24 protein-coding genes are annotated in these 25,332 nt (G+C 71.4%); 9 read left to right on the top strand and 15 right to left on the bottom strand.

Annotation, left to right across the window (positions count from 1 at the left end):
- Window positions 1-17 precede the first annotated feature (17 nt).
- The 3 genes from OG344_RS08200 (at window position 18) to OG344_RS08190 (ending at window position 2,364) form a co-directional block, all read left to right on the top strand.
- The gene (locus OG344_RS08200; RefSeq protein ID WP_405087701.1) at window positions 18-1,130 is read left to right on the top strand and encodes an aspartate-semialdehyde dehydrogenase; all 1,113 of its coding nucleotides are present in this window, start codon (window positions 18-20) and stop codon (window positions 1,128-1,130) included.
- Between the two features lie 72 nt (window positions 1,131-1,202).
- Window positions 1,203-1,850, top strand: a complete 648-nt coding sequence (locus tag OG344_RS08195; protein ID WP_327048644.1) for a TetR family transcriptional regulator — start codon at window positions 1,203-1,205, stop codon at window positions 1,848-1,850.
- A 133-nt stretch (window positions 1,851-1,983) separates the two neighbouring features.
- Entirely contained in the window at window positions 1,984-2,364 is a 381-nt protein-coding gene (locus tag OG344_RS08190) for a YkvA family protein (protein WP_405087700.1), read from the top strand.
- An 18-nt stretch (window positions 2,365-2,382) separates the two neighbouring features.
- Here OG344_RS08190 and OG344_RS08185 read toward each other — a convergent pair whose 3' ends face one another.
- From OG344_RS08185 to OG344_RS08175, 3 genes are all read right to left on the bottom strand, one after another.
- Entirely contained in the window at window positions 2,383-3,579 is a 1,197-nt protein-coding gene (locus tag OG344_RS08185) for an amidohydrolase family protein (protein ID WP_405087699.1), read from the bottom strand.
- Between the two features lie 69 nt (window positions 3,580-3,648).
- Complete coding sequence (locus OG344_RS08180; RefSeq protein WP_405087698.1) at window positions 3,649-4,500, bottom strand: SURF1 family protein; 852 nt, start codon at window positions 4,498-4,500, stop codon at window positions 3,649-3,651.
- 123 nt (window positions 4,501-4,623) lie between these two features.
- Window positions 4,624-5,091: a helix-turn-helix domain-containing protein gene (locus OG344_RS08175; RefSeq protein WP_327048640.1), complete on the bottom strand. Its 468-nt coding sequence runs from the start codon at window positions 5,089-5,091 to the stop codon at window positions 4,624-4,626.
- A gap of 102 nt (window positions 5,092-5,193) precedes the next feature.
- Here OG344_RS08175 and OG344_RS08170 point away from each other — a divergent pair, with 102 nt between their 5' ends.
- The gene (locus OG344_RS08170) at window positions 5,194-5,784 is read left to right on the top strand and encodes a TetR/AcrR family transcriptional regulator (RefSeq protein WP_327048639.1); all 591 of its coding nucleotides are present in this window, start codon (window positions 5,194-5,196) and stop codon (window positions 5,782-5,784) included.
- On the opposite strand, the gene OG344_RS08165 is transcribed toward OG344_RS08170, so the two are convergent.
- Window positions 5,771-6,094: a hypothetical protein gene (locus OG344_RS08165; protein WP_150933470.1), complete on the bottom strand. Its 324-nt coding sequence runs from the start codon at window positions 6,092-6,094 to the stop codon at window positions 5,771-5,773. The two genes, OG344_RS08170 and OG344_RS08165, sit on opposite strands and share 14 nt — an antisense overlap.
- A 110-nt stretch (window positions 6,095-6,204) precedes the next feature.
- Between OG344_RS08165 and OG344_RS08160 the strand changes: the two genes are divergently transcribed.
- On the top strand, window positions 6,205-7,677 hold the full coding sequence (locus OG344_RS08160) for a methyltransferase (protein WP_405089056.1): 1,473 nt from the start codon (window positions 6,205-6,207) through the stop codon (window positions 7,675-7,677).
- Window positions 7,678-7,988: 311 nt separating this feature from the next.
- Here OG344_RS08160 and OG344_RS08155 read toward each other — a convergent pair whose 3' ends face one another.
- Window positions 7,989-11,009, bottom strand: a complete 3,021-nt coding sequence (locus OG344_RS08155) for an AfsR/SARP family transcriptional regulator (RefSeq protein ID WP_405087697.1) — start codon at window positions 11,007-11,009, stop codon at window positions 7,989-7,991.
- 236 nt (window positions 11,010-11,245) lie between these two features.
- Between OG344_RS08155 and OG344_RS08150 the strand changes: the two genes are divergently transcribed.
- Window positions 11,246-11,779: a hypothetical protein gene (locus OG344_RS08150; protein ID WP_405087696.1), complete on the top strand. Its 534-nt coding sequence runs from the start codon at window positions 11,246-11,248 to the stop codon at window positions 11,777-11,779.
- An 85-nt stretch (window positions 11,780-11,864) separates the two neighbouring features.
- Here the strand turns inward: OG344_RS08150 and OG344_RS08145 are convergent, their stop codons facing one another.
- On the bottom strand, window positions 11,865-12,521 hold the full coding sequence (locus tag OG344_RS08145) for a GNAT family N-acetyltransferase (protein WP_405087695.1): 657 nt from the start codon (window positions 12,519-12,521) through the stop codon (window positions 11,865-11,867).
- 687 nt (window positions 12,522-13,208) lie between these two features.
- Here OG344_RS08145 and OG344_RS08140 point away from each other — a divergent pair.
- Both OG344_RS08140 and OG344_RS08135 read left to right on the top strand, forming a co-directional pair.
- Window positions 13,209-15,464: a DUF222 domain-containing protein gene (locus OG344_RS08140; protein WP_405087694.1), complete on the top strand. Its 2,256-nt coding sequence runs from the start codon at window positions 13,209-13,211 to the stop codon at window positions 15,462-15,464.
- A gap of 208 nt (window positions 15,465-15,672) precedes the next feature.
- Complete coding sequence (locus OG344_RS08135; protein ID WP_405087693.1) at window positions 15,673-16,431, top strand: glucose 1-dehydrogenase; 759 nt, start codon at window positions 15,673-15,675, stop codon at window positions 16,429-16,431.
- A gap of 7 nt (window positions 16,432-16,438) precedes the next feature.
- Here the strand turns inward: OG344_RS08135 and OG344_RS08130 are convergent, their stop codons facing one another.
- From OG344_RS08130 to OG344_RS08095, 8 genes are all read right to left on the bottom strand, one after another.
- Window positions 16,439-16,825 carry an SCO5389 family protein gene (locus OG344_RS08130; RefSeq protein WP_405087692.1) on the bottom strand — a complete coding sequence of 129 codons (387 nt, stop codon included), beginning with the start codon at window positions 16,823-16,825 and terminating at the stop codon, window positions 16,439-16,441.
- A gap of 57 nt (window positions 16,826-16,882) precedes the next feature.
- Window positions 16,883-17,815: an ATP-binding protein gene (locus tag OG344_RS08125; RefSeq protein WP_405087691.1), complete on the bottom strand. Its 933-nt coding sequence runs from the start codon at window positions 17,813-17,815 to the stop codon at window positions 16,883-16,885.
- A 138-nt stretch (window positions 17,816-17,953) separates the two neighbouring features.
- The gene (locus tag OG344_RS08120) at window positions 17,954-19,492 is read right to left on the bottom strand and encodes a serine/threonine-protein kinase (RefSeq protein ID WP_405087690.1); all 1,539 of its coding nucleotides are present in this window, start codon (window positions 19,490-19,492) and stop codon (window positions 17,954-17,956) included.
- A gap of 88 nt (window positions 19,493-19,580) precedes the next feature.
- Window positions 19,581-19,973, bottom strand: a complete 393-nt coding sequence (locus OG344_RS08115; protein WP_327048629.1) for an Rrf2 family transcriptional regulator — start codon at window positions 19,971-19,973, stop codon at window positions 19,581-19,583.
- A gap of 3 nt (window positions 19,974-19,976) precedes the next feature.
- On the bottom strand, window positions 19,977-20,942 hold the full coding sequence (locus OG344_RS08110) for a sulfate/molybdate ABC transporter ATP-binding protein (RefSeq protein WP_405087689.1): 966 nt from the start codon (window positions 20,940-20,942) through the stop codon (window positions 19,977-19,979).
- Window positions 20,932-21,729: a sulfate ABC transporter permease gene (locus OG344_RS08105; RefSeq protein WP_405087688.1), complete on the bottom strand. Its 798-nt coding sequence runs from the start codon at window positions 21,727-21,729 to the stop codon at window positions 20,932-20,934. Before OG344_RS08105 ends, OG344_RS08110 begins: the two co-directional genes overlap by 11 nt.
- On the bottom strand, window positions 21,722-22,555 hold the full coding sequence (gene cysT, locus OG344_RS08100; RefSeq protein WP_327048626.1) for a sulfate ABC transporter permease subunit CysT: 834 nt from the start codon (window positions 22,553-22,555) through the stop codon (window positions 21,722-21,724). The genes OG344_RS08105 and cysT overlap by 8 nt, the downstream gene beginning before the upstream one ends.
- 40 nt (window positions 22,556-22,595) lie before the next feature.
- Window positions 22,596-23,642: a sulfate ABC transporter substrate-binding protein gene (locus OG344_RS08095; protein WP_405087687.1), complete on the bottom strand. Its 1,047-nt coding sequence runs from the start codon at window positions 23,640-23,642 to the stop codon at window positions 22,596-22,598.
- Between the two features lie 304 nt (window positions 23,643-23,946).
- On the opposite strand from OG344_RS08095, the gene OG344_RS08090 reads away from it, so the two are divergent.
- Window positions 23,947-24,084, top strand: a complete 138-nt coding sequence (locus OG344_RS08090; RefSeq protein ID WP_405087686.1) for a hypothetical protein — start codon at window positions 23,947-23,949, stop codon at window positions 24,082-24,084.
- A 27-nt stretch (window positions 24,085-24,111) separates the two neighbouring features.
- Here the strand turns inward: OG344_RS08090 and OG344_RS08085 are convergent, their stop codons facing one another.
- The gene (locus OG344_RS08085; protein WP_405087685.1) at window positions 24,112-25,125 is read right to left on the bottom strand and encodes a LacI family DNA-binding transcriptional regulator; all 1,014 of its coding nucleotides are present in this window, start codon (window positions 25,123-25,125) and stop codon (window positions 24,112-24,114) included.
- Between the last annotated feature and the right edge of the window lie 207 nt (window positions 25,126-25,332).

The following is a 25,332-nucleotide window of genomic DNA, read 5'->3' as shown; positions in this document are numbered from 1 at the left end:
AGGCAGGGGATTCTTCTGTGGGCTCTTCTGTGGGGTCCGGGGGGAACGCGGGGGGCGGAGCCCCCCGCAGGAAGCCCGTTCTGGCCGTCGTCGGCGCGACCGGCGCCGTCGGCACGGTCATGCTCGACATCCTGACCAACCGCCGCGACCTGTCCGACGCGTACGGCGAGATCCGGCTCATCGCCTCCCCGCGGTCGGCGGGCAAGGTGCTGAGCGTGCGCGGCGAGGACGTCGTGGTCCAGGCGTTGTCGCCGGAGGCCTTCGACGGCGTCGACATCGCGATGTTCGACGTGCCGGACGAGGTGTCCGCCGAGTGGGCGCCGATCGCCGCCGAGCGCGGCGCGGTGGCCGTGGACAACTCCGGCGCCTTCCGGATGGACCCGGATGTGCCGCTCGTGGTGCCCGAGTGCAACCCCGAGCAGGCCCGCAACCGGCCCAAGGGGATCATCTCCAACCCCAACTGCACGACGCTGTCGATGATGGCCGCGATGGGCGCGCTGCACCGCGAGTACCGCCTGCGTGAGCTGGTCGTCTCCTCCTACCAGGCCGTCTCCGGCGCCGGAGTGGCCGGCCCCGAGCGGTTGTACGCCGAGATCGAGGCCGTCGCGGGCGACCGGACGATGGGCACGGTGGCCGGCGACGTGCGCAAGGCCGTGCCGGACCTGGCCGACTCGCCGTTCCCCGCTCCGCTGGCGCTCAACGTGGTGCCGCTGGCGGGCTCGCTCCGGGGCGGCGGCTGGACGTCGGAGGAGCTGAAGGTCCGCAACGAGTCCCGCAAGATCCTCGGCATCCCGGACCTGCGGGTCTCCGCGACCTGCGTGCGCGTCCCCGTGGTGACCACCCACTCGCTGGCCGTCCACGCGACGTTCGAGCGGGAGGTGACCGTCGAGGGCGCCCGGGAGATCCTGGACGCGGCGCCGACCGTCGTGGTGCTCGACGACCCGGCCAACGGTGTGTTCCCCACGCCGGCGGACGTCGTGGGCACCGACCCGACCTACGTCGGCCGGATCCGGCAGGCGCTCGACTTCCCCAACACGCTCGACCTGTTCGTGTGCGGCGACAACCTCCGCAAGGGCGCCGCGCTGAACACCGCCGAGATCGCCGCGCTGGTCGCCACCGAGTTCGCCTGAGTCCGCCTGAGTCCGCCTGACCCCCGCTCCGCGCCCGGCCGCGCCGTACAGTGACGCCGTACAGTGACGATCGTGGCCGAGACAACACGGGAGCTCATCGTCGAAACGGCCCTGCGGCTGTTCCGGGAGCGGGGGTACGAGGCGACCACGATGCGTGCGATCGCCGCTGAGGCGGGCGTGTCGGTGGGCAACGCCTACTACTACTTCACGTCCAAGGAACAGCTGGTCCAGGCGTACTACGACCGGGCGCAGGCGACGCACGAAGCGGCCTGCCGCGAGGTGTTCGCCGCCGAACGGTCCTTCGCCGGACGCCTCGGCGGCGTGCTGCGCGAGTGGGTGCGGATCTCCGAGCCGTACCACGAGTTCGCGGTGAAGTTCTTCAAGCACGCCGCGGAGCCGAGCAACCCGCTCAGCCCGTTCAGTGCCGAGTCGGCGCCCGCGCGGGAGTCGGCCATCGCGCTCTACCGGGAGGTCGTCGACGGGTCGGCCGGGCGCATGGACGACGAACTGCGCGAGGAGCTGCCCGAGCTGCTGTGGATGCTGTGGATGGGCGTCGTGCTGTTCTGGGTGCACGACGTCTCGCCCGGCTGCGCGCGCACCCACCGCCTCATCGACCGGGTCGTCCCGCTCGTCGACCGGCTGGTCGCCCTGTCGCACCTGCCCGGCATCAAGGGCGTGGCCAGGGAGGTCATCGAGGTGGTGCACGAGCTGCGGGCGTGACAGGAACCGGACGGGCACGGCCGTACGTTAGCGGGAGGACAGGGCGGGCAGTGGGATCCGCAGTGGATCCGCACTGGAATCCGCAGTGGATCCGCACTGGAATCCGCACCGGTGTCCCCCGGGAGGTGTCCTCATGGTGAAGGCAGGACGTGCGGCGGCCACCTGGCGCGCCTACCGCGAGGTGTCCCGGCCGGGAGCGCCGGGCGTCGGACCGCGCCTCAAGGCCGTGCCCCGGATGATCCGCGCCGCCGTCAAGGGCGAGTACCACGGCCTGACGAAGGGCAAGCTGGCCATGCTCGGCATGGCCGTGGCGTACATCGTGTCCCCCATCGACGTGGTGCCCGACTTCCTTCTGGGCATCGGGATCGTCGACGACTTCGGCGTCCTGCTGTGGCTGGCGACCGCGCTGCTCGGCGAGAGCGGCCAGTTCGTCGAGTGGGAGAACGGCGCCCGGCCCGTCGACACCGGGCCCGTGCAGACCGCCCCCACTCGTACGGGCCGGACGCGGCGCTAGAGCCGCGTCAGCGCCGCGTCAGAGCTGTTCCATGCGCAGCCAGGCGCGTGACGGCAGTGGATGGCCGAACAGCCGGGCGGCGTTGCCGTACGAGACCCGGGCGATGTCGGCCGGGGGCAGGCTGCCGAGGTTGCGGGCCACCGCGCGCTGGGTGTCCGGCCAGGTCGACTCGGCGCGCGGATATCCGGCCTCCAGCAGGACGTGCTCCATGCCGACGGCCAGCCGTACGGAGCTGAGCGCGCTGTCGTCGAGGGTGCCGAAGAAGAAGTTGCGCCGCAACACCTCGCTGGGCTTCAGGCCGCCCTCCCAGGCCGGCTCGCCCGCGACGGGGTGGTCGAGCGCGTAGTCGGCCCGCTCGGCCAGCATCGGCAGCCAGCCCACGCCGCCCTCCACGATGAGGACGCGCAGCTTCGGGAAGCGCAGCGCGACCCCCGACCAGAGCCAGTCGGCGCAGGCGAACATCGCGCTGGCCGGGATCAGCGTGGTGATCGCCTCCACCGGGGTGTCGGGCGAGGGCACCGGCGCCCAGGAGGACGCCCCGGTGTGCAGGCAGAGGACCGTCCCGGTCTCCTCGCAGGCGGCGAAGAACGGGTCCCAGTGCCTGCTGTGGATGGACGGCAGCCGCAGCCGGGTGGGGAACTCGGGGAACACGACGGCCTTGAAGCCGCGGGCGGCGTTCTCCCGGATCTCCTTGGCCGCGACCTCCGGGTCGGGCAGCCAGGGCAGCTGGAGCGCGATCATGCGCTCGGGGTAGCTGCCCGCCCACACGTCGACGTGCCAGTCGTTCCACGCCCGCACCAGCGCGAGCCCGAGGTCCTGGTCGCGGGTGCGGCCGAACGCCACGCCCGCCTGGCTCGCCAGCATCCCGGGGAAGCAGAGGGCCGCCCAGATCCCGGCGCGGTCCATGTCACCGATGCGGGCCTCGATGTCGTGGCAGCCCGGCCGCATGTCGTCGAAGCGCACGGGGTCGAGGGTCCACTGCTCCTTGGGCAGGCCCGCCCCCACGTCGACCCCGGCGCAGGGATAGGTGGCGCCGCCGTACCGCCACACCTGGTGACCCGCCTCGGTCTCGACGACCCTGGGCGCGAGGTCCTTGTACTTCTCCGGGAGACGGCCCTCGAAGAGGTCGGCCGGCTCGATCAGATGATCGTCGACCGAAATGATCACGTAGTCCCGCCGCCTCGGCTCTGGGTCGGGATGCAGCGGCGTCGTCACGAGAGTAAACGGTAAAGCCAAGGGATAACACGGTACAAGCTGCGAGGTCTCCGGTTGGTATCCGTTCGCTCACCTTGCGGTGTCCCGGTCACTGGGTGTGATCAACGCGTCTGGCGCGTCCTCGGGAACGGCGGCCTCCGCAGTGTCCTCCGCAGTGTCCTTCCCGGTGTCCCCGGCCTCCCGCAGATCGCGGGCCTCCCGGCGGATGAGCAGGACCCAGCCGCCCACCGCGATCCCGATGAACAACCACCACTGCACGGCGTACGCGAGGTTGAGCCCGCCGCCGGCGCCCACGTCCGGCGGCGGCAGGAGCTCGGGGGAGGCGCCGGCCGGCGGCCGTTGATCGGTCAGCTCGACGAAGCCGCCGTAGACCGGGTACGGCAGGCCCCCGGCGACCGCGGACGTGTCGATCAGCAGGATCTGGCCGGCGGGCAGCCCGGCCCGGACCCTGATCCCGCTGTTCTCCCGCGTCTCGGCCGGGCGCAGCCGCCCGGTGACCGTCACCTCTCCGGCGGGCGGCGCGGGCACCCGCGGCGGCGCGTCCGCGGTCGCGCCGGCCGGGACCCAGCCCCGGTTCACCAGCACGGCGCCGCCGGGGGTGACGAGCGGGGTGACCACGTAGAACCCGACCCGGGCGTTGAGGGTGCGGCGGCGCACCACGAGTTCGTGCGCGGGGTCGTACCGCCCGGTCGCGGTGACGAGACGGTGCCCGTCCTTCTCCGGTACGGCCCCGCCGGGGCGGTCGAGCCGGTCGATCGGCACGGGCGCCGCGGCGAGGTTGGCGGTGATCCTGGTGCTTCTGGCCGAATTCTCCTCGAACCGCCCCCACTGCCACTTCCCCAGGAAGAAGAAGGCGGGGATCAGCGCGAGCACGAGCAGGTGCAGCCCGACCCAGCGGCGTGAGAGGAGGAACCGGTACACGTGACCAGCCTAGGCAGCCCTATGGGTGGTCCGTATGTCAGGCGTCGCTCCAGGTGCCGGTCCAGGTGTCGGCCCGGGTGCCGGTCCAGGTGTCGGCCCGGGTGTCGGTAGGTCGGGCAGCGGTCAGGCGGGGGCGCCGAGCCGGGCGCCGGGGCCAGGCCGGGGGGTCGCCTCCCGGGGCCCGCCGACCTCGTGGCCGTCCGCGCACAGCAGCCGCAGCGCGACCGGTGCGCCGCAGTCGCGGTGGGTCACCACGACCGGCGGCCCCGCGGAGTCGGCGAGGTAGCGGTCGCCCCAGTGCATCAGGGCGATCAGAATCGGGTAGAGGTCGAGCCCCTTCTGGGTGAGCCGGTATTCGTCGCGCTGACGCTGGCCCGGCTCCTGGTAGGGCACCTTGCGCAGCAGTCCCTCGTCGACGAGGCGGGACAGCCGGGCGCTGAGCACCTGCCGGGGCGCCCCCGTACGGGACTGGAGATCGGCGAACCGCCGGACGCCGGTGAACGCCTCCCGCAGCACCAGGAGCGTCCACTTCTCGCCGAGCACGGCGAGGGTTCGCTCGATGGAGCAGTTGTCCACCCGATAACGCCGCATGTCACGCATCGTATGCAGAAACCCCTTCCGGTCTGCCACAATCGAATCCGAAGCCACTCCCGCGTTTGCAGAACAAGGTTCTGTTGGTTCACCATTGACTTTGTGAACAACGTGAGAAGCGGGCGGGACGGCAGGGCAAGGATCATCGAGGGCGCCCTGCGCAGGTTCAGCCAGAGCGGGGTGTCCGCCACCACGCTCGCCAGCCTCCGCCAGGAGAGCGGCGTCAGCGTCGGCAGCTTCTACCACCACTTCACCAGCAAGGAGCACGTCTACGGGGTGCTCTACGCCGAGATCCTGGAGGCGTACCAGGACGCGTTCGTCGACGAGCTCATCCGGCACGAGGACGCGCGCGGCGGGATCGAGGCCATCGTCGCCCTGCACATGGCGTGGTGCGGGGAGCACCCGGAACGCGCCCGCCTGCTGATCAGCGAGCGCCCGCCCCGCCGCAACGAGCCCGGCGGCCCGGAGGTCGCCGAGTCGCGGCGCGACTTCTTCCGCCAGGTCGCCGACTGGTGGCGGCCGCACGTGAAGAACGGCGAGCTCCGGCCGGTCCCCCCCACCATGTGCTACGTGCTGTGGCTCGGCCCGGCGCAGGAGATGTGCCGCCTGTGGTTCAGCGGTGCCCACCAGCCCACCGCGGAGGAGATCCGCGAGCTGGGCGAGGCCGCCTGGCACAGTCTCAAGACGCCGTAGCGCCAACGCCGGGGCCCGGCAGCTCCCGGCTGAGCACCCGCCACACCCGGCCGTCGAGACAGATCTCCAGCCGCAGCTCGTAGCGGTGACGCCGCAGCCCCGGCACCGGCACGCGGTCCTGTACGTCGAACCGCCTGCCGCGGGCGTACCCGAAGCCCAGCTCTCCCGGGAAGACGCGGATCTCGTCCCGGTTGCCGCAGCGGGGACAGGTCCACATGACGACGTCCCTGGCCCGGTTGTAGTCGTGGCAGGCGTCGAAATACTCGTCGGAGCGCAGGCGGCAGTCGCACGCCAGACAGGGCAGCAGCATCGGGGTCCTCGGTCGGGGGGTTCCCCATATGAATACGGCCTGCGGCTTGAGTTTCACTTATCAACGGCTTACCGCCGAAGTCCGCGTGCCGTCCGGCGGCGCCGCGATACATTCGATCCGTGGACGCCCCTTCTGACCTGGTCCGACGGCTTCGCGACAGATTCGTGGAGACCGGTTACTCGATCGACGGCGTACGTGAGCGGCTGGGCGACATGGCGGCCTCGGCCCTGGCCCGTGAGGAGATCGTGCCCGCGCTGCGCGCCACCAGGGACGCCGACCCCCTCGCCGCGCTCATCCGTCTGTGGTGGCTCGGCGTCCCGGTCAGCATGGCCGCCGCCGACCTGCCCCTCCAGGACCTCATCGAGGCCGGTCTGCTGGTGCGGCTGGGCGACACCGTCCAGGCCGCCGTGCATCTCCAGCCCTGGGACGCGGGGACGGCCGACCCGGCGTACGTCGTCTCCGACCGCAAGGCGCGGCCCGGCGACCCCTCCCTGCGCCCCGACCACGTCGTCGGGGCCGGCGGGGCGTCGGCGAACCTCGCCCAGCTCGGCTGGGCCGCCCCGGCCGGCCGGGCGCTCGACCTCGGCACCGGCTGCGGGGTGCAGGTGCTGCACCTCGCTCCCCGGGCCGGCGAGGTCGTTGCGACCGACGTGAACCGCCGCGCGCTGCGGCTCGCCCGCCTCAGCTGGGAGCTGTCCGGCGTGTACGGCGTCGAGGCGCGCGAGGGGTCGATGTACGACCCGGTGGACGGCGAGAGGTTCGACCTCGTGGTGTCCAACCCGCCGTTCGTCATCGCGCCGGAGGCGAGGTACACCTACCGCGAGACCGGGCGGCGCGGCGACGACTTCTGCCGCGAGCTCGTCCGGCGCACGCCCCGCCATCTCGCCCAGGGTGGGCACGCCCGCTTCCTCGCCAACTGGCTGCACGTCAAGGGTGAGGACTGGCAGGACAGGGTGGGCGGCTGGCTCACCGAGACCGGCTGCGACGGCTGGGCCGTGCAACGCGACGTGCAGGACCCCGCCGAGTACGTCGAGCTGTGGCTGCGCGACTCCGCCGAGCACGGCACCTCGGCCTACCGGGAGCGCTACGACGAATGGCTCGCGTGGTTCGAGTCGATGGACGTGACCGGCGTCGGCTTCGGCTGGATCGCCCTGCACGACTCCGGCTCGCTCAGCCCGCTGGTGCGGGTGGAGGAGCTGACGCATCCGGTGGAGCCGCCGGCCGGCGCGCTGGTCGAGGAGGTTCTGCGGGCGGCGCGGACGGCGTACGAGCTCTCCGACGAGGACCTGCTCGACGCGCGCCTAAGGGTGGCCGAGGGCGTCGCGGAGGAGCGTGCCGGCCCGCCCGGCGCCGACGACCCCTCCCGCATCGTGCTCCGGCAGACCCGGGGGGCCCGCCGTACGGCCGTCGTGGGGACGGTGGAGGCGGCTCTGGCAGGGGTGTGCGACGGAGACCTGCCCACGCGGCCGCTGCTCGCCGCGATCGCGGAACTCACCGGAGAGGACCCGGACGCCGTGCTCGGCCGGGCCCCAGCGGCGCTCCGCCCGCTGGTCGCCGAGGGCTTTCTCTCGGTTGCCGGTTAGAGCGCAAGCTCGGCTGCAACCCCGATTGCAAGCCCGTGTTGATCGGAAGTTGAACGTCCGGGGCGACTCTGGTCATGTGCGGGCTCCGGGGGGGTTCGGGGCCCGCGCCGAAGCCTGGCCGGTCGTTCATGTGAGGCGGCGAGCCGCCACGGGGCGCACCGGTAAGGACCGGGCCCCCTGCGCGCCCCAAGGCGGCGGGCGGCCGGCCGGGCCGATCTCTCCGGAGTACGGGTCTCCGGAACACGAGAAGGGGCGAGCGTGTGATCAACCACGTCCGGATGAGCCGGTTGGACGACGACCTGCGATTCGACCTACGTGTCGACCTGGGTCTGGGCCTGGGCGGTCAGGAGTGCGGCGATGTCGGCGGCCTCGGGCGAACCGAGCCGGGCGAAGATCTCCTGAGCCTTCTCCAGGGCGTCCCCGCCCCGCGCGGCCTCTCCGACGCCCATGAGGGCCTTGCCGAGCGCGGCCAGTGACTGCGCCTCGCCGTACGGGTGGGTGATCTCGCGGCTGACCGTGAGGGCCTCCTCGGCGTGCCGGGCGGCCTCGGCGTACCGGCCAGCGGCGATGAAGGTCGCGGCGAGCCGGTAGCACACCCGCTGCTCCCAGACCCGCTGGTTGCTCGCGCGGAAGAAGGCCAGGCACTCGGCGTGGTGGACGACGGCCTCGTTGAGCCGCCCGACGTGTGACAGCACGTTGCCGAGGTGATAGCGCGCCCGGGCCGTCCCGGCGCCGCTGCCGATCTCGGAGAAGACCGCGAGACCCCGCTCGGCGGCGGCGATGGCGTCGCCGGGCCGGCCGAGACCGAGGTGGTCGCGGGCCGAGTAACACGACGCCAGCGCCTCGCCCGCGGTGTTGCCGACCTCACGGAAGATCGTCGCTGCCCGGCCGAACCAGTCGAGCGCCTCGGTGTGGCGGCGCTGCCGCCCCGCGACCACCGCCAGCGCGTTGCACGTCTCGCCGAGCACGACGTGGTCGCCGGTCTCCTCGCCCAGGGCCCGGGCGGAGAGGAAGTGCGACTCGGCCTCGGCCAGCCGGTTCGCGCCGAACAGCACCCGGCCGAGCATGTACCGGCAGCGCATCTCCGCGCGCCGCTCGCCCGCGTTCCGCGCGGCCGTCAGCAGCGCCGACACGCGCTGCTCGAACTCGCGCTGGCTGGTGCCCGACTCCAGCAGCGGCTCCAGCGCCAGCAGCAGGTCGGCCGCGGGGACCAGGTCCTCACCCGACCCGTACGCCCGGGCCACCGCCGCGAACAGGTTCTCGGCCTCCGCCGAGAGCCACGCCACCGCCTCGTCGGCGGAGCCGAAGGAGTGGCCGCGCATGCCCAGGTCGACCAGGTTGTCGGCGATCGCGCTGCCCTCGTACGCGAGGCGGTGCGCCGCGCCCGCCGACGCCAGCGAGAAGCCGAGCAGGCGGTGCAGCGCGAGCGCCCGGGCCTCGGGCTCCTCGTCCGCCTCCGCCTGCCGCCGGGCGAACAACTTGAGCAGGTCGTGGAAGCGGTAGCGGCCCTGCGCGGGCGCCTCCAGCAGGCTGGCGTCCACCAGCGACTCCAGCACGTCCTCGGCCTCCGTGAGGGCGAGGTCGAGCAGGGCCGCCGCGGCGGAGAGCGAGATGTCCGAGCCCTCCGGCAGCGACAGCAGCCGGAACGCCCTGGCCTGCCGGGCGTCCAGCTGGCCGTACCCGAGGGCGAACGTAGCCGAGACCGCCAGGTTTCCGATCTTCATCTCGTCCAGGCGGCGGCGTTCGTCGGCGAGCCGGGGGACGAGCGAGGCCACCGTCCACGACGGGCGGGAGGCGAGCCTCGCGGCGACGATCCGCACGGCCAGCGGCAGGAAGCCGCACGCGGCCACCACGTCCATCGCGGCCGCCCGCTCGGCCGCCACCCGCTCCGGCCCCGCGACCGCGGCCAGCAGCGACAGCGCCTCGTCGGGCTCCAGCACGTCGAGGTCGACGAGCCGCGCCGCGGGCAGGTCGGCCAGCTTGCCCCGGCTGGTGATGATCGCGGCGCAGCCGGCCGAGCCGGGCAGCAGGTGCTCCACCTGGTCGGCGTCCCGGGCGTTGTCGAGCAGCACCAGCATCCTGCGGTCCGCGAGCAGCGACCGGAACAACGCCGAGCGTTCGGCGAGGCCGTCGGGGATCACGTCCATCGGGATGCCGAGCGCCCGCAGGAACGCGACCAGCGCGGTCTCCGGCGCGGTGGGCTCGACTCCGTACCCGCGCAGGTCGGCGTAGAGCTGGCCGTCGGGGAACAGGTCCTCCGCGAGATGGGCCACATGGACGGCCAGGGTCGTCTTGCCCACGCCGCCGATGCCCGACATCGCCGCGATCGGCACTCCTTCTCCGGTGCCGCCGGACGGGCCCTCGCCGCGCAGCAGCGCGAGCAGCCGGTGCACCAGGCGGGTACGCCCGGTGAAGTCGGTGATCGCCGCCGGAAGCTGCGCCGGTCTCGGCATCTCGACCATCGGGCCGTGACCCCGGGTGGTCTCGCCGTCGTCGCCGTAGTCGGCGTCGTCGTGCTGCGACAGCCGTACGGGAGGGGACGTGGGGGCGAGCGAGGGGTCGGCGGCGAGGATCCGCCGGTGCATCTCGCTCAGCTCGGCGCCCGGCTCGATGCCGAGCTCGTCCACCAGCGCCTGCCGGGTCTCGGTGAACACCGACAACGCCTCGGCCTGTCTGCCGCACCGGTAGTAGGCCAGCATGAGCTGGACGCGGATCCGCTCGCGCAGCGGGTGCTCGGCGGCGAGCGCGACCAGCTCCGAGATGATCTCCGCGTGCCGGCCGAGTTCGAGGTCGACCTCCATGAGGGCCTCGACGGCGCCGATGCGGCGCTCGGCCAGCCGGTCGCGCTGGTGCTCGGCGTACGGCCCGACCGCGCCGGCGAGCGGCTCGCCCGACCACAGCCCCAGGGCGCCGCGGAGCCGCCGGGCGGCCTGCCCCACCCGGCCCGTACGGCGGTCCGACTCGGCGGCGGCGCACTCCCGGTCGAAGACGGAGAGGTCGAGCCGGGCGGGGCCGAGCCGCAGCGCGTACCCGCGGCCCACCGAGGTCAGCAGTTGTGGCGGCGTCCTGGGGGAGCGGCCGGGTTCGAGGACGGTGCGCAGGCGGGAGACGTAGGTGCGCAGCGCGCCCAGCGCACGCGGCGGCGCGTCCTCCCCCCACACGCCGTCGATCATCTCGGCCGGCGAGACCGCGTGCCCCTCCCGCAGCAGCAACATCGCGAGAATGGAGCGTTGCAGGGGCGTGCCGAGGTCGAGTTCGACGCCGTCGCGCCACGCCAGGACGGGTCCCAGTACGGCGAAGCGCAGGTCGTCCGAGGTGGCGTGGTCAGGCATGTGGACCTGTCTCCTGAACGGCAAGATTCGTGAGCAAATGATAGATCGTGCGGAGAGGCGCACGTATAACGCTCCCGCTGATTTACCAGGGTTCAGCGTCTGTTCAGGTGCTTGAAAGCGGCCTGCAAACCACCATCCGGGAGGTGAAAGCGACTTGCAGGCGGAGGGGCCTATCACTGAGACGTAACCCCGACAGCACCCGCTTCGGGGGATCGTCCTCGAACAGGAGAACCGAAATGCGTCGCTCCCTCACCCTCGGCCTCGCCGCCGCGACCGCCGTCACCGCCCTCGGGCTGCCGGCTCTCACGACCGCCGCCAGCGCCGCCCCGGCGTCCGCGACCTCCGCCTCCCACCACGACGACTGGGACTACTCCGAGTGGTGGGGCACCTACTGGTCGTCCAACCACCTCGCCAAGGCCAAGGGCCACATCGACGTGAACTACAGCGGCGAAGAGTCGAACCGGGTCCACATCACCGGCAAGCTGTACGACCTGGACCACCGCACGTACCGGCACGGGGGCAAGTGCGCCTACATCCAGTTCCGCGTGCAGGACTGGGAGAACAGCGAGGACGACTGGTCCTCCAGCTTCAAGTCGTACAAGTACTGCGGCGCCGGCGGCTACAAGCAGATCAACTTCTGGCGCTACGACGTCGCGCAGGTCCAGGCGCAGGTCTGCCAGATCGGTCTCAACAGCCGGTTCCCGGTCAAGTGCGGCCGCTGGCAGGAGCTCTACAACGCCTACGACGACGCGTACGGCTACGACGCCTGATCGTCCACGTGCATGACGCGGCCCGTCCCTTCCCGGGACGGGCCGCGTCCTTCTTATGGGCTTCGAGTGTGTCTACGGGGGCTGGTCAGGCTGCTTCCGACGCCGGTTCCAGAAGGCCCAGCCTCGCGCGGAGACGCTCGCGTACGGCGGGCCATTCGGGACTCAGGATCGAGTAATACGCGGTATCTCGGACCGTGTCGTCGGCGCCTCGGCTTTCCGCTCGCCGCACACCGTCCAGGTGCGCGCCGAGGGCCTCGATGGCGGCCCGGGATCGGGTGTTGCGTACGTCTGCCTTGAGGGTGATCCGGTGAACCTGCCAGGTCTCGAAGGCGAGGGAGAGCACCAGATACTTGCTCTCCCGGTTGACACCGGTGCCCTGGGCCGACGCGGCGAGCCAGGTGTACCCGATGTCCGCGACGGACGGGACCTCGCCCACGGCGCCCTTGGCGCCCGGAGGCCAAGGCATCGGGCCCTGCCAGTACTCCAGGTTCATCAGACGGGTGGCACCGACCACGCGGTCGGTGTGCAGCCACCGGATGGCGAAGGGCATCGTGCGGCCCTCCGCCTGCTCAGCCAAGGCGGCCTCCACGTAGGAGGCCATCTCGTCCCGTCCAGCGGGAACGCGAGTGAAGGCGTACGTAGAACGGTCTTCACTCGCCGCGGCGACAAGATCGTCAAGCACCGCGAGGCTGAGCGGTTCCAGGCGCACGGAGCGCCCAGACAGGGTGACAAAAGCGGGCATGAGCACATGATGGGGGCTGCCGTGCACGCCTGATGCCAAATGGCACAAGACATCTTGGCGGGGTGCGGGTTAAGGAGCGTGCCTGGTCGAGAATACGCAGGTCAGGGGGCTGATCGTCGTTCCCGGCCGCAGGCGTCCAGGGTAAAGATTCAGTCAGTGATCCGCCGGTGTGCTGAGGGCCGTTCGGCACGATCGAGCGGACGCCGGCGGCAGCCTGTTCGGCGCGTGCCGAACCCCCTGTCGACGGCACTCGCGACGCCCTTCTCAAGGCCCCGTCGCCCGGGTCCCGTCGCCCGGGTCCCGGCGCCAGGGTCCCGCGCCCGGGATCCGCGCCTGGGCCGGTGCCCGGTTCCCGCGGCGGCGAGTCGGTCCTCGGCCTCCGGCGCGATCCTCCTACGCGCCTGCTCCGGTGAATTGGCTCCCGGTCGACGTACTCGCCGATGCCGTTGCGCGTGCTCCCATGGAAAGCGCTCGGACGTCCTCGCGGGCCTCCGGGGATCGCTCTTGCGCTGCGCCGCGGCGGCGCCGGGGGCATGGAAGCCAGATCCGTCTGAAGAGTTGGATATCCGAGTTGCGTTGATATCAACAGATTTATCCGTAGCTCCAACTATTGTGTTCACCTGGTTGCTGTGAGTGATGCGAGATGGAAGAATACACACAGGATTTCGAATCGAGTGAGGGGGTGCGATGGACCTGTTCGATTTTGATGGTTCTGACCACCTCCATCGTTCGATCGGTGAGGGCACTGACTGGTGGGAGCGGCTGACAGCCGGCTCGCCGATGTGGTCCCCCGAGGGCTCGGCTGCCCGTGAAGATGTCCCGATCGTCGGCCCTCGGCCGCGGGAGAGCGCGAGCCGTGGCGACCGCCGGGCGAAGGCAGGCGCTTTCGGTGGCGCTCCGGGTAGTGCTTCTGGCGGTGTCTCCGGTGATGCCTCCGATGGTGCGTCCGATGGTGGCTTCGGCGATGCTGCTGGTGCTTGTGGTGCGGGGTCGTCGTCGTGGGTGGCGGTGGCGGCTCTTGTCGAGGCGGCTCGGGTGGTGGCGTTGGTGCCGGTGCCTGAGGACGCGGGTGTGTGTCTGGCCGAGGCGGAGGAGTTGCTTGCGGTCCGTGATCGGATCACGTCGGCGTTGGCGGCCCGGGTGGGTCGTGTCCATCGGGCCGGGGAGGCGAAGAACCACGGCCATGCGTCCACGAAGTTGTGGTTGCGGTCTGCCGGGGGGATGACCCCTGCGGGGGCCGGCCGGTTGGTGACGGTGAGCGTGGAGCTGAATCGCCTGCCGCAGGTGCGTGAGCGGTTCGCCGAAGGCAGCCTGCCCGAGGGGGTCGTGGAGGCGATCTGCACCGCCACCGCCGGGCTGACCGATGACCAGGCCACCACCGCTGAGGGGATCTTGCTGGAGTTGGCGAACTCGGCGGGTGCGGCGGAGGTGGCGAAGGCGGGGCGGTATCTGCGGGCGGTGCTGGACCCCGACGGGCACGAGAAGGACGAGCAGACGGATTTCGATCGCCGGTTCTTCCGGGTGCGCCGGCGTAGGGGCGGTGGGCTGGAGGGGGAGTTCTACCTGCCGGTGGAGGCGGCGGCGCGGTTGCAGCACATGCTGGACGTGTATGCCCGGCCGAAGGCTGATGGTGATGACCGGCCGTTGAGTGTGCGGAACGCGGATGCGTTGATCGCGTTCTTGGAGAACAAGATCGCGACTGAGCTTCTGGTGCTGGTCAACGCCGAATCCCTCGCCGACGACCCCCCAAGCACCGACCCGTCAGGCACCCATCCCTCAGGCACCCATCCCTCAGGCACCGGCCCCAGCCCTGCTCACGACGCTTCGAGTGCTGACCCGTCGGGCTCCCGTCCTTCGAAGACCGGCCCGTCAGGCACCGACTCGTCGTCGGGGACCGCTCCCGCAGACGCTGACGGGCAGGAGCCTGTCACCGGCCGCGCGGCCGCCGGTAGCTCGCCCATGGACGGTCCGGCTGCCGCCTGGCCGCACTTCGACCCCACCGACAGCGACCTGCGCGGCGACCTGCGCGGCGACCTGCGCGGCGACCTGCGCGGCGACCTGCGCGGCTGCGATGACGTCCAGCAGGACCACGCCGACGACCCTGACGACGACTCTGACGACGACTCTGACGACGGCTCTGACGACGGCTCTGACGACGACTCTGGCGACGACCCCGGCACTCAGGATGAGGGCATCGAGCGAGGACATCGCAGAAACCGGGCGCGGCGGCCGCAGCAGGCACGCCCGAAGCAGACGCATGCCCCTGACCCCCCACCCGAGCCCGACGCCCCGCCGGATGCGGAAGGGAGCGCCTGGGCGGGGGTGGGAGTCGACGCGCCGCCGGCAGCGGAACACGGCGGCGACGCCTGGCCGGGTGGGACTGCCTGGCCAGGAGGTGACGCCTGGGCGGGAGGCAACACCTGGGCGGGAGGTGGCGCCTGGGCGGGGGTGGGAGCGGATGCTTCGCCGGGGGTGGGGGTGAACTGTCCGCCGGGGTTGGGGGGCAATGCGCCGCCGGGGGTGTGGTTGCGGGGGTTGCCGGGGCTGATCCTGGCGACCGGGCACCTGCTGCCCGTTGTCAGCGTGCACCGGCTGGCCCGCACCAGCACCCTGGTGAGGATCGTGATGAACGCCGCCGGGCAGGTCCTGGACATGGGCCGCAAGGTCAGGTTGGCCACCCCGGCCCAGCGCCGGGCGGTCTTCGCCCGGTACGCCACCTGCTGGGTCGACGGCTGCCCCCTGCCCGCCACCATGTGCCAGATCGATCATTGCGACAACTGGAGCAGCGGCGGGCTGACCGACCTCAAGCTGCTCGGGCCGGCCTGCCAGTTCCACAACCGCGACCGCTACCGCCACCCCACCCGCTACACCCGCCGCACGATCGGAGACGACCGCTGGGCCTTCACCTACCGCAACCCCCGCACCAGCCGACTGCGGGTATAGAGGCGGGCGGTGGCGCCTGCGGGGCGCAAGCGGGACGGTGAGCCCGGACGAGCGAGTCTCCCAGTGCAGAGCTGCTCGGGCGAGCTCGCAACGAGCCGCGGCGCGTCTGGGCTACGCGGGTGTGAAGGGAACGGGACTGTGTGAGAGGACGCATTTGGGGGAGCGCTGAGTAGGTTACTGCGATCGGGCACGGGCGAGGAGATTGACGATGGAGCGGTTCGTCGGCGAGTTTGCCGTGGTCACCGGGGCGGCGCGGGGGATCGGCGCGGCGACGGCCCGCCGTCTGGCGGCGGAGGGCGCGGTGGTGGCGTGCGTGGACCTCACCGCGGACCGCTGCGCCACGATCGTGGACGAGATCACGGTCACCGGAGGCAGGGCGGTCGCCTTCGGCGGTGACGTCTCCGACAGTGCTCAGGTGGAGAGTCTCGTGTCGGGGGTGATGGCCGAGTTCGGCCGTATCGACGTGTTGGTGAACAACGCCGGGCTGACGCGGGACAACCTGGTGTTCCGGATGTCGGAGGACGACTGGGACAAGGTGCTCGACGTGAATCTGAAGGGCGCGTTCCTGATGAGTCGGGCCGTGCAGAAGCACATGGTGGACCAGGGGTCGGGGGCCATCGTCAACCTGTCGAGCCGGTCGGCTCTGGGCAACCGAGGGCAGGCCAACTACTCGGCGGCCAAGGCGGGGATTCAGGGGCTGACCGCGACTCTCGCGATCGAGCTCGGCCAGTTCGGGGTCCGCGTGAACGCGGTCGCGCCCGGGTACGTCGCGACGCCGATGACCGAGGCGACGGCGGTGCGCCTCGGCATGTCGCCGGAGGAGCACCAGGCCGTCGCCTCGCAGTTCGTGCCGTTGCGGCGGGTCGCCCAGCCGACCGAGATCGCGTCGGTGGTGGCGTTCTTCGCCTCCGACGACGCGTCGTACATCACGGGACAGACCCTCTATGTCAACGGCGGCTCGCAGTAGCGGGTGTTCAGCAGTCGACCAGGTCCGGACTCTGGTTCAGGATCTGCGCGCGGGGGGTGACGAACTCCCCGTAGGCCTCGGTCGCGGCCGGGTCGAAGACCGCGACTCGGTGGCAGTTCTGGAAGGCGAGCCGTACGCCGAAGTGTCTTTCGAGGGCGCCGCGCATCGCGTCGCTGGCGAGGCAGCGCAGCAACTGGCCGCGGGAGGCCTCGTCGGGCGGTGGCATCTGGTTGTCGGCGAAGTCGGCTCCCGATCGGTCACGCTGTTCGATCAGCGTGGTGATCGTCGTCCAGGCGTACGGCAGCGAGTCGCGGACGCAGGCGACGAAGGCCGCGTCGTCCACCTCACCGGCGTGGGCCTGGGCGAGCAGGTTGTCGGGCACGGACAGCGACATGGGCTGTTCTCCTCTCGGTGTCTCTTGACAGGTTGAGGGGTGGATTCAGGGGTGGATTCACTGAGTCGTGACGGCGGGGCCGTACACGAATTCGGGGTCGATCTGCGCGACCAGGTCTTCGCCGGTGGCGCGGTTCGCCCACGCGCGGGCGTTGCGGGTGTGGAACTCGGCCGCCTGCCTGCTGAACTTCGCCCAGTCCTTGGGCTGCGCGTCGAGCCGGTCGAGCATGGTGGCGAGTGCGTGGTGGGCAGGGGGCTCCAGGTCGCCGAGATCGAACGGCCGGCCCTGCTCCATCGCGCGGACGGCGGGCGAGTGGCCGAACCAGGTCAGCAGGTCGTCGCCCACGTGCTCGCGGAGGAACTCGGCGTCCTCCGGAGTATGGATCTTGTTGCCCACGACGGCCAGCGGGACGTCGAACCCGGCGGCGTGGTCGCGGTACTGCCGGTAGACACCGACCCCCTGCCGGGTGGGCTCGGCGACCAGGAAGGTGAGGTCGAACCGGGTGAAGAGCCCGGAGGCGAAGGAGTCGGCTCCGGCGGTCATGTCCACCACGACGTACTCGCCGGGGCCGTCGACCAGATGGTTGAGGTAGAGCTCGACCGCGCCGACCTTGGAGTGGTAGCAGGCGACCCCGAGGTCGTCCTCACCGAACGGGCCGGTGACCATGAGCGAGACATCGCCGGCGCGGCTGGACGGGAAGAACGGGTCGTCCAGCCGGACCAGCCGGGAGCCGCGCCCGGGGGGAGTCGTCTTGACCATGGACGCCGCGTCGCGGATGCGGGGGTTGTCGCCCCGCAGGTAGTCCTTGATCTCGGTCAGCATCCCGCCCAGCGGCCGAGGTTGCCCGGCCGCGCCGAGGGCCAGGCCGAGATGCTGGTTGATGTCCGCGTCGATCGCGACGACCGGTCCCCGCCGTGTCGCATACCTCGCGAACAGCGACGACAGGGTCGTCTTCCCGCTTCCGCCCTTGCCGACGAACGCCACCCGCATGGCGAGCCCCCCTGCTGTGAAACCACACCTGAAACCACACCTGAAACCACACCGTGAAACCACGCTAGAAAATGAAAACCGTTGTCACTTTCGGTTGTGGCTCATCATGGCACATCCGCGAGAGCGGGGAGAGGGTTTTCAGCCGGCGGCGGGCGGCTGGAAGAGCGAGAACACCTTGGCCAGGGTGGGTCGCAGGGCGTCCCAGTCGGAGGCCCGGGTGGTCCAGGTCAGCACGCTGGTCGTCGTGCCCGTCGAGATCACCCGGCGGTACTGGTGATATCTGACCCCCTCGACCAGATGGTCCCCTTCCGCCACCTTCCGCGGCTTCCAGGTGAACTCCCAGTCGGCGGTGGGTCCGTACGGGCTGGTCACGGGCTTGAGCCGGAGCTTGCGGTAACTCTTGGCGGTCGGCAGGAAGATGGCCTCGGCCTCGCCGAGCGCCGCGAGGGGGTCGGTGCCGCTCTGCGCGGTCACCTCGACGACGAGCGCCGCCCCGTCGTCCGGGGCGCGCCAGACGATGGTGTACGGCTGGTCCTCCCGGGTCCAGTCGCGGGGCACACCGGCCTGCCAGCCGGCGTCCGACCGGTACCACTTCAACTTGAGCCGCGGCGCGGGAGTGGCCGAGCCGGTGACGGGCACGGCGGCCGGCCCGACGGGAGACACAGGGGCAGACACAGCGGCAGACACAGCGGGGGACGCCACAGGCGTTGTGACCGGGGAGGCGGCCCGGCCTTCGGCGCCGGGGCGCAGCACCGCCCAGCCGCCTACGGCGCAGGCGACCAGTACGGCCACCGCGACGCCCGCGATCAGCCGGGTGCGGCCGAGGCTCCGCCGCACCGGGGGAGCCGGAGCGGGTGGCTCGGCCTCGGCGAGGAGCCGGTCGGCGGTCTCCGCGTCCATGCGCCGCCTCGGGTCCCGGGCGAGGAGCCCGGTCAGTACGGCGCGAAGCTCTTCGGGGACCTCTCCGAGCGGATGCGACGGCGGCCGGCCGGTGACCGCCAGATGGAGGGTGGCGCCCAGCGACCACAGGTCGGCGGCGATGGTGCGGGGGACGTCCGCGGAACGTTCCGGGGCCAGGAAGTGCTCCGGGTCCCGCCTGACGGTCACAGCGGCGGGAGCGGCGGTGGGAGCGGCGGTGGGAGCGGCTGCGGGGTCGCGGCGGGTGGGGGCGAATGCCGGGTCGGCGGCGAGCACGGAGACGCCGAAGTCGGCGAGCAGCACCCGGCCGTCGTGCCCGACGAGGACGTTGGCCGGCCGGACGTCGCCGTGCCGTACGCCGGCCGCGTGGGCGTGGGCCAGCGCGGACAGGACCTTCCGGGCGATCGGCGCGGCCTGCGCGGGTGTGAGCGGGCCGTCGCCCGCGACCATCCCGTCGAGGGAGCGGGAACGGACCAGTTCCATCACGATGTACGGAGTGCCGTCCTCCTCGGCCACGTCGTGGACGGCGGCGATGTTCGGGTGGCGCAGGGCCTCGGCCTGCCGGGCCTCCCGGGCGATCCTGTGGACGAGCCGCAGCCGCGCGGTCTCGCCCAGCCCCGGGGGCAGCAGCACCTCCCGGACCGCCACGGGCCGGTCGAGCAGGGTGTCGTGCCCTTCCCAGACGACCCCGGCGCGGCCACGGCCGAGAGCGCGGACCAACCGGTATCGCTTGACGATGAGCCGCCCAGCAGTACCCATCTCGCCCGCCCTCTACGCCTGGCACGTTTCACCTTGAAATCACCTTGAATGCGGAGTCTTGCACAACTAACCGGGCGAATAGCGGTGATTAGAGGGGCGGAAGTGAACCGGCCGCGATGTGGGCGAGGGTGACCTCCGTGAGCGTCGCCTGCTCGTGGTCGCGAAGCGCCGTCCAGACGTCGGCGAGCGGCCCGGCGACGCCGTGGAAATCCTCGTTGTCCTGCGGCGCTCCCTCGACGGTGAGCACGACGTCGGCGAGGGTGATCTCCGCGGCGGGCCGGGCGAGCCAGTAGCCGCCCTCCGGTCCCCGCTGGCTGTGGATGAGACCGGCGCGCCGCATCTGCAGCAGGATGTTGTCGAGGAACCGCCGGGGAATGCCCTGGGCCGACGCGATCCGCTCGGCCGGGACGGGCCCCGGCGCCGCCGCGGCCAGTTCGGCGGCGGCGCGCAGGGCGTACTGGGTCCTGACGGAGAGCCGCATCTCTCACACGGCACTGAGAACCAGGGACCGGGCCCCGGGGGAGGGCCTGAGGTGCACCGTGTCGCCGGGCTCCAGCGCGAGCCGGTCGGCCTGCTCACGCGTCACCTGGACCCACGCCTCCTCCGTGCCGATCTTCACCTCCACGCGGACCTCGAAGCCGAGCCGTACGACCCGGGAGACCACGGCGGGAGAACCGCCCTCGACGGGGCCGGAGCTGATCTCGATGTCGTGCGGGCGGACCAGGCTGCCCCCGATCTCGGTGACCGGGCCGAGGAAGCGCATCACGAACGGGGTGGCGGGGTTGTCGTACACCTCGCCGGGGCTGCCGGCCTGCACGACCTCTCCGTCGGCCAGCACCACGATCGTGTCGGCGACCTCGATGGCCTCCTCCTGGTCGTGGGTGACGAAGACGGTGGTGACATGCACCTCGTCGTGCAGCCGGCGCAGCCAGGCCCGCAACTCCTTGCGCACCTGCGCGTCGAGGGCGCCGAACGGCTCGTCGAGCAGCAGCACCTCCGGTTCCACCGCGAGCGCCCGGGCCAGGGCCATGCGCTGGCGCTGGCCGCCGGAGAGCTGCGACGGGTAACGGTCGGCCAGCTTCTCCAGGTGGACCAGCTCCAGCAGTTCCATGACCCGCCTGCGGATCTCGTCCTTGGGCCGCTTGCGGATCTCCAGGCCGAAGGCCACGTTGCGGAAGACCGACAGGTGCTTGAAGGCGGCGTAGTGCTGGAACACGAAGCCGACGTTGCGGCGCTGGGGCGACAGCCGGGTGGCGTCGACGCCGGAGATCCGGACGGTGCCGGTGTCGGGCCGTTCGAGCCCGGCGATCACCCGCAGCAGCGTCGACTTCCCGCCGCCGCTCGGGCCGAGCAGGGCGGTGAGCGACCCCGACTCGACGTCCACGGACACGTCGCGCAGGACCGGAGTGGCCCCGAACGACTTGTTCACGTCGCGTACCTCAATTGCCATCGGACAGATCCTTCGGGCGCAGGAGCTTGGTGAGCAGCAGGGTGACCACGGCGATCAGCGCGAGGGCCGTGGCGGCCGCGAACGCGGCCGGCTGGTCGAAGTTCTGGAACCGCTCCTCGACGAACAGCGTGAGCGTCTGGGTCTGGTCCACCAGTCGTCCCGACACCACCGCGACCGCGCCGTACTCGCCGAGCGAGCGGGCCAGGCAGAGCACGACGCCGTAGGCGAGCGCCCAGCGGATGCCGGGCAGCGTGATGCGGGCGAACGTCTGGAGACGGCTCGCGCCCAGCGTGTGCGCGGCCTGCTCCTGCTCGTCGCCGAGCTCCTCCAGCACCGGCACGATGGCCCGTACGACCAGGGGCAGCGCGACGAACACCGTGGCCAGCACCATGCCGGGAGTGGAGAAGATCACTTGGATGCCCCAGCTCTCCAGCAGGCCGCCCGCAGGGGAGAAACGGCCGTACACGAGGATGAGCGCGAGCCCGACGACGACCGGCGAGACGGCCATCGGCAGGTCGATGAACGCCCCGAGCAGCCGTTTGCCGGGGAACTCGTGCCGGACGAGCAGCAGCGCGGCGCCGACCCCGAAGACCGTGTTGGCTACGACCGCCCAGGCGGCGACCGTGATCGTCACCTTGAAGGCGTGTACGGCCGACGGCGAGGTCAGTGCCTCGACGAACGGGCCGAGCCCGTCTCCGAAGGTCCGCCAGATGATCAGCCCGACCGGCAGGACCAGCAGGAACAGGATGTAGGCGACGGCGGTCAGGCGCAGGACGTGCTTAGCCACGGCGGCTCCCCCATCGCTGCAGGACGTCGAGTGCGATCAGCGCGACCAGGGCCACCACGAGCAGGACCGTCGCGATCGCGGCCGCTCCCGTCATGTTGTCGCCCTCGATCTGGCTGAAGAGGTTCACCGCCGCGACCTGCGTCTTGAACGGCAGGTTGCCGGAGATCAGGACGGTCGAGCCGAACTCCGCGATGGCCCGGGTGAAGGCGAGCGCGGTGCCCGACAGCATCGCGGGAAGCAGGTTCGGCAGGATGATCCGGCGGAAGGTCTGGAACGGCCGGGCGCCGAGGGACGCCGCGGCCTGCTCCATCTCCGCGTCCAGTTCCAGCAGGACCGGCTGCACCGTACGGACGACGAACGGCAGCGTGACGAACATCAGCGCCAGCACGACGCCGGCCCTGCTGTAGGCCAGGTTGATCCCGAGCGGGGACTGCGGGCCGTACAACGCGAGCAGGACGAGACCCGCCACGATCGTCGGCAGCGCGAACGGCAGATCGATGATCGTGTCGAGGACCGCCCTGCCCGGGAAGCGGTCGCGGACCAGCACCCAGGCGATCAGCGTGCCCATGACCAGGTTGACCAGGGCCACCAGGGCGGACGCGCCGATGGTCAGGGTGAGCGCCGCCCAGGCGTCGGGGGTGGTGACCGAGCGCCAGAAGTATCCGGGGCCCTCGTCGGCCGACCGCCAGACCACGGCGGCCAGCGGGATCAGCACGATCAGGCTCAGGTAGAGCACCGCGGTCCCGAGGCCGGCGGCGGTGCCGCCGGCCAGGCGTCGGACAGGGCGCCGGGACGGCCGCATCCCTACAGCGGCGTCGACGCTCATCTCTCGCTGCTCACTTTCCCAGCGCTCACTTCCACGGCGCTCACTTCTCGGTGGCCACGCCGAGCTTGCGCTCGATGTCCGCGACCTTGCCGGTCTTGGAGTCGAAGAACTCGGTGGTGATCTTGTCCCAGCCGCCGAGGTCCTGGATGGTGAACAGCTGCGGCGGGGCGGGCCAGTCGAAGCCGGTCACCCCGTCGGCGACCGGGCGGTAGCCGTTCTTCGCGAAGATCGTCTGCGCCTCGACCGAGTAGAGGTACTTGAGGAAGGCCGCGGCCTCCGCCGGGTGCGCGCTGTTCTTCGTCACGGCCACCGGGTTCTCGATGAGGAGCGTGGCGTCGGGAACCGTGTAGTCGAGCTCCTGGCCGTTCTGCCGGGCGAAGATCGCCTCGTTCTCGTACGTGAGGATCGCGTCGCCCTTGCCGCCGGTGAAGGTCTGCAGCGACTTGCGGCCGCTGTCGTCCTGGACCGGCACGTTCTTGAGCAGCGAGTCGAGATAGGTGAGCCCGGTGGCCTGGTCGGCGCCCTTGTCCGACTTCGCGCCGTAGCCCGCGAGCAGGTTCCAGCGGGCGCCGCCGGAGGTGAAGGGGTTCGGGGTGATGACCTCGACTCCCGGCTTGATCAGGTCGTCCCAGGTCTTGATGCCCTTCGGATTGCCCTTGCGGGTGCCGATGACGACGACGGACCTGGTCAGAATCCCCTTGCTGGGCCCGGCGGCAGGGCCGGAGTTCCAGTCCGGCGCGACGATGCCGGCCTTCACGAGCCGGGTGACGTCGGTCTCCAGGGAGAACTCGACGATGTCCGCCTTGAGGCCGTTGGCCACGGCGCGGCTCTGGTCGCCGGAAGCGCCGAACGACTGGGTGAAGGTGATGTTCTTGCCCTCGGGCGTCTTCTGGAACGCCGCGATGATGTCCTTGAACGCCGCCTGGGGGGTGGAGTAGGCGACCAGCGCCAACTGGACCTTGCCGCCGCCGCCACTGCCGGCCGCACTGTCGCCCCCGCCGGCGTTGTCGCCTCCCCCGCAGGCGGTGACCAGGGTGGACGTCGCCACGACGGCGGCTGCGATGGCCCCGAGCCTGCGCACTCTCATGCCTTGCCCTCTATTCCTACCATGTCAGTCGGTTTAGTCGATATTAAAGACCGTTCCAGATATTCCGTCAACTCCGATGGGTTTGGAGGGTTTGTGGCTGGAGTGACGCCTGGAGTGACGCCTGGAGTGATGACTCAGTGACAGGATGGATTCCAGTGGTTGCTGTGAAATTTCCGGACAAGAACTGTCTGCGGCGCCGTCCCGTGACACGTCGGCCCGCACCCAGGATTCCGGGCCGCGGGCCGGCACGTCTCCGCGTCCGGGGCGGTCGCGCGGCCCGGTGCGGTCGCAGCCTCCGGTGACGGTGGACGAGCCGTCCGAGGCGCCGACGGCCGTCACACCTACGAACGAGCCGACGACCGAGCCCACCACAGCTCCCGCGCCTGCCCCCACCCAGGAGGCGCCGCGGCGCGGCGGAGGCCTGCTCTACCTGCTCTTCTAGATCAGGAGGCCGTGCGGCCGTCCTGGGTCAGGCGGGCGGGGCCGTACTGCCGCGGGTGGTGAGGCGCGGGGGCGCGTCCTCCAGCGGCCTGGTGTCCGCGCCGTCGATCAGCGACAGCAGTCGCTGCGCCGCGTGCCCGCCGTACGCCGGGATGTCGCGGGCGACCACGGTCAGCGGCGGCCGGACGACCTGGCAGAGCGGGGAGTCGTCCCAGGCGACGATGGACAGGTCGGCCGGCACGTCGAGCCGCATCTCCTGGGCGACGGACAGACCGGCCACGGCCATGATGTCGTTGTCGTACACGACCGCGGTGGGGCGGTCGGGCGAGCTGAGCAGCCGGCGGGTCGCCCGGGCTCCCTCCTCGCCGGTGTAGTCGGTGTGCACGGTGGGGCAGACGTCCAGGCCGAGGCCGGAGCAGACGCCGGTGAAGGCGCGGTCGCGGATGACCGTGTGGACGAGCCGCGGCAGGCCGGCGACGCGGGCGATCCGCCGGTGCCCGAGCGCGGCGAGATACTCCACCGTCTCCCGTATGGCCGCGCCGTCGTCGGCCCAGACCGGCAGGAGCGATCCGGCGGCCGAGGGGTGGCCGATCACGACAACGGGCATGCCCATCTCCTCGATCTCCGGCACCCGGGGGTCGTCGAGGTGGAGGTCGACGAGGATCGCGCCGTCCACCCGGCCCTCTCCCCACCAACGGCGGTAGACGCCCATCTCCGCCTCGTGGTCGCCGACCACCTGGAGGAGCAACGCGTACGAGCGGGCCGACAGCTCGGCCTCGATGCCGCTGATCAGCTCCATGAAGAACGGCTCGACGCCGAGGAAGCGGGCGGGCCGGCACAGGGCGAGGCCCACCGCGTGCGCGCGGGCGCCGTTGAGCGCGCGGGCGGCGATGTTCGGGCGCCAGCCGATCTCGTCGGCGATGGCCAGGATCCGCGCCCTGGTGGCCTCAGACACCCCCGGCTGGCCGTTCAGGGCGTACGACACCGCCCCCTTGGAGACTCCCGCCTGGCGTGCGATGTCCGCGATGGTCGGTCTTCTCACGTGTCCCCTCGTGGCTGAACCGGTCCAGTGGCTGTCAGCTTACTACCGTTACTTTGCCTCCATATTCTTTCTATTGACACCACTGACGTCCGGAATTTACGGTTTCGGCACTTATCCGGTTCAGCAGTAGCGAGCCGAGCAACATCGGGGCCGGGAGTGAAGACCCCGCGCGGCGTCGCGTGGGGGAAGGAGAGACACCATGCGAAA

The organism is Microbispora sp. NBC_01389 (assembly GCF_045040095.1).
Taxonomy (GTDB): Bacteria; Actinomycetota; Actinomycetes; order Streptosporangiales; family Streptosporangiaceae; genus Microbispora.
The sequence above is the reverse complement of the archived record's forward strand: the minus strand, read 5'-3'. Positions and strand labels throughout refer to the sequence as shown.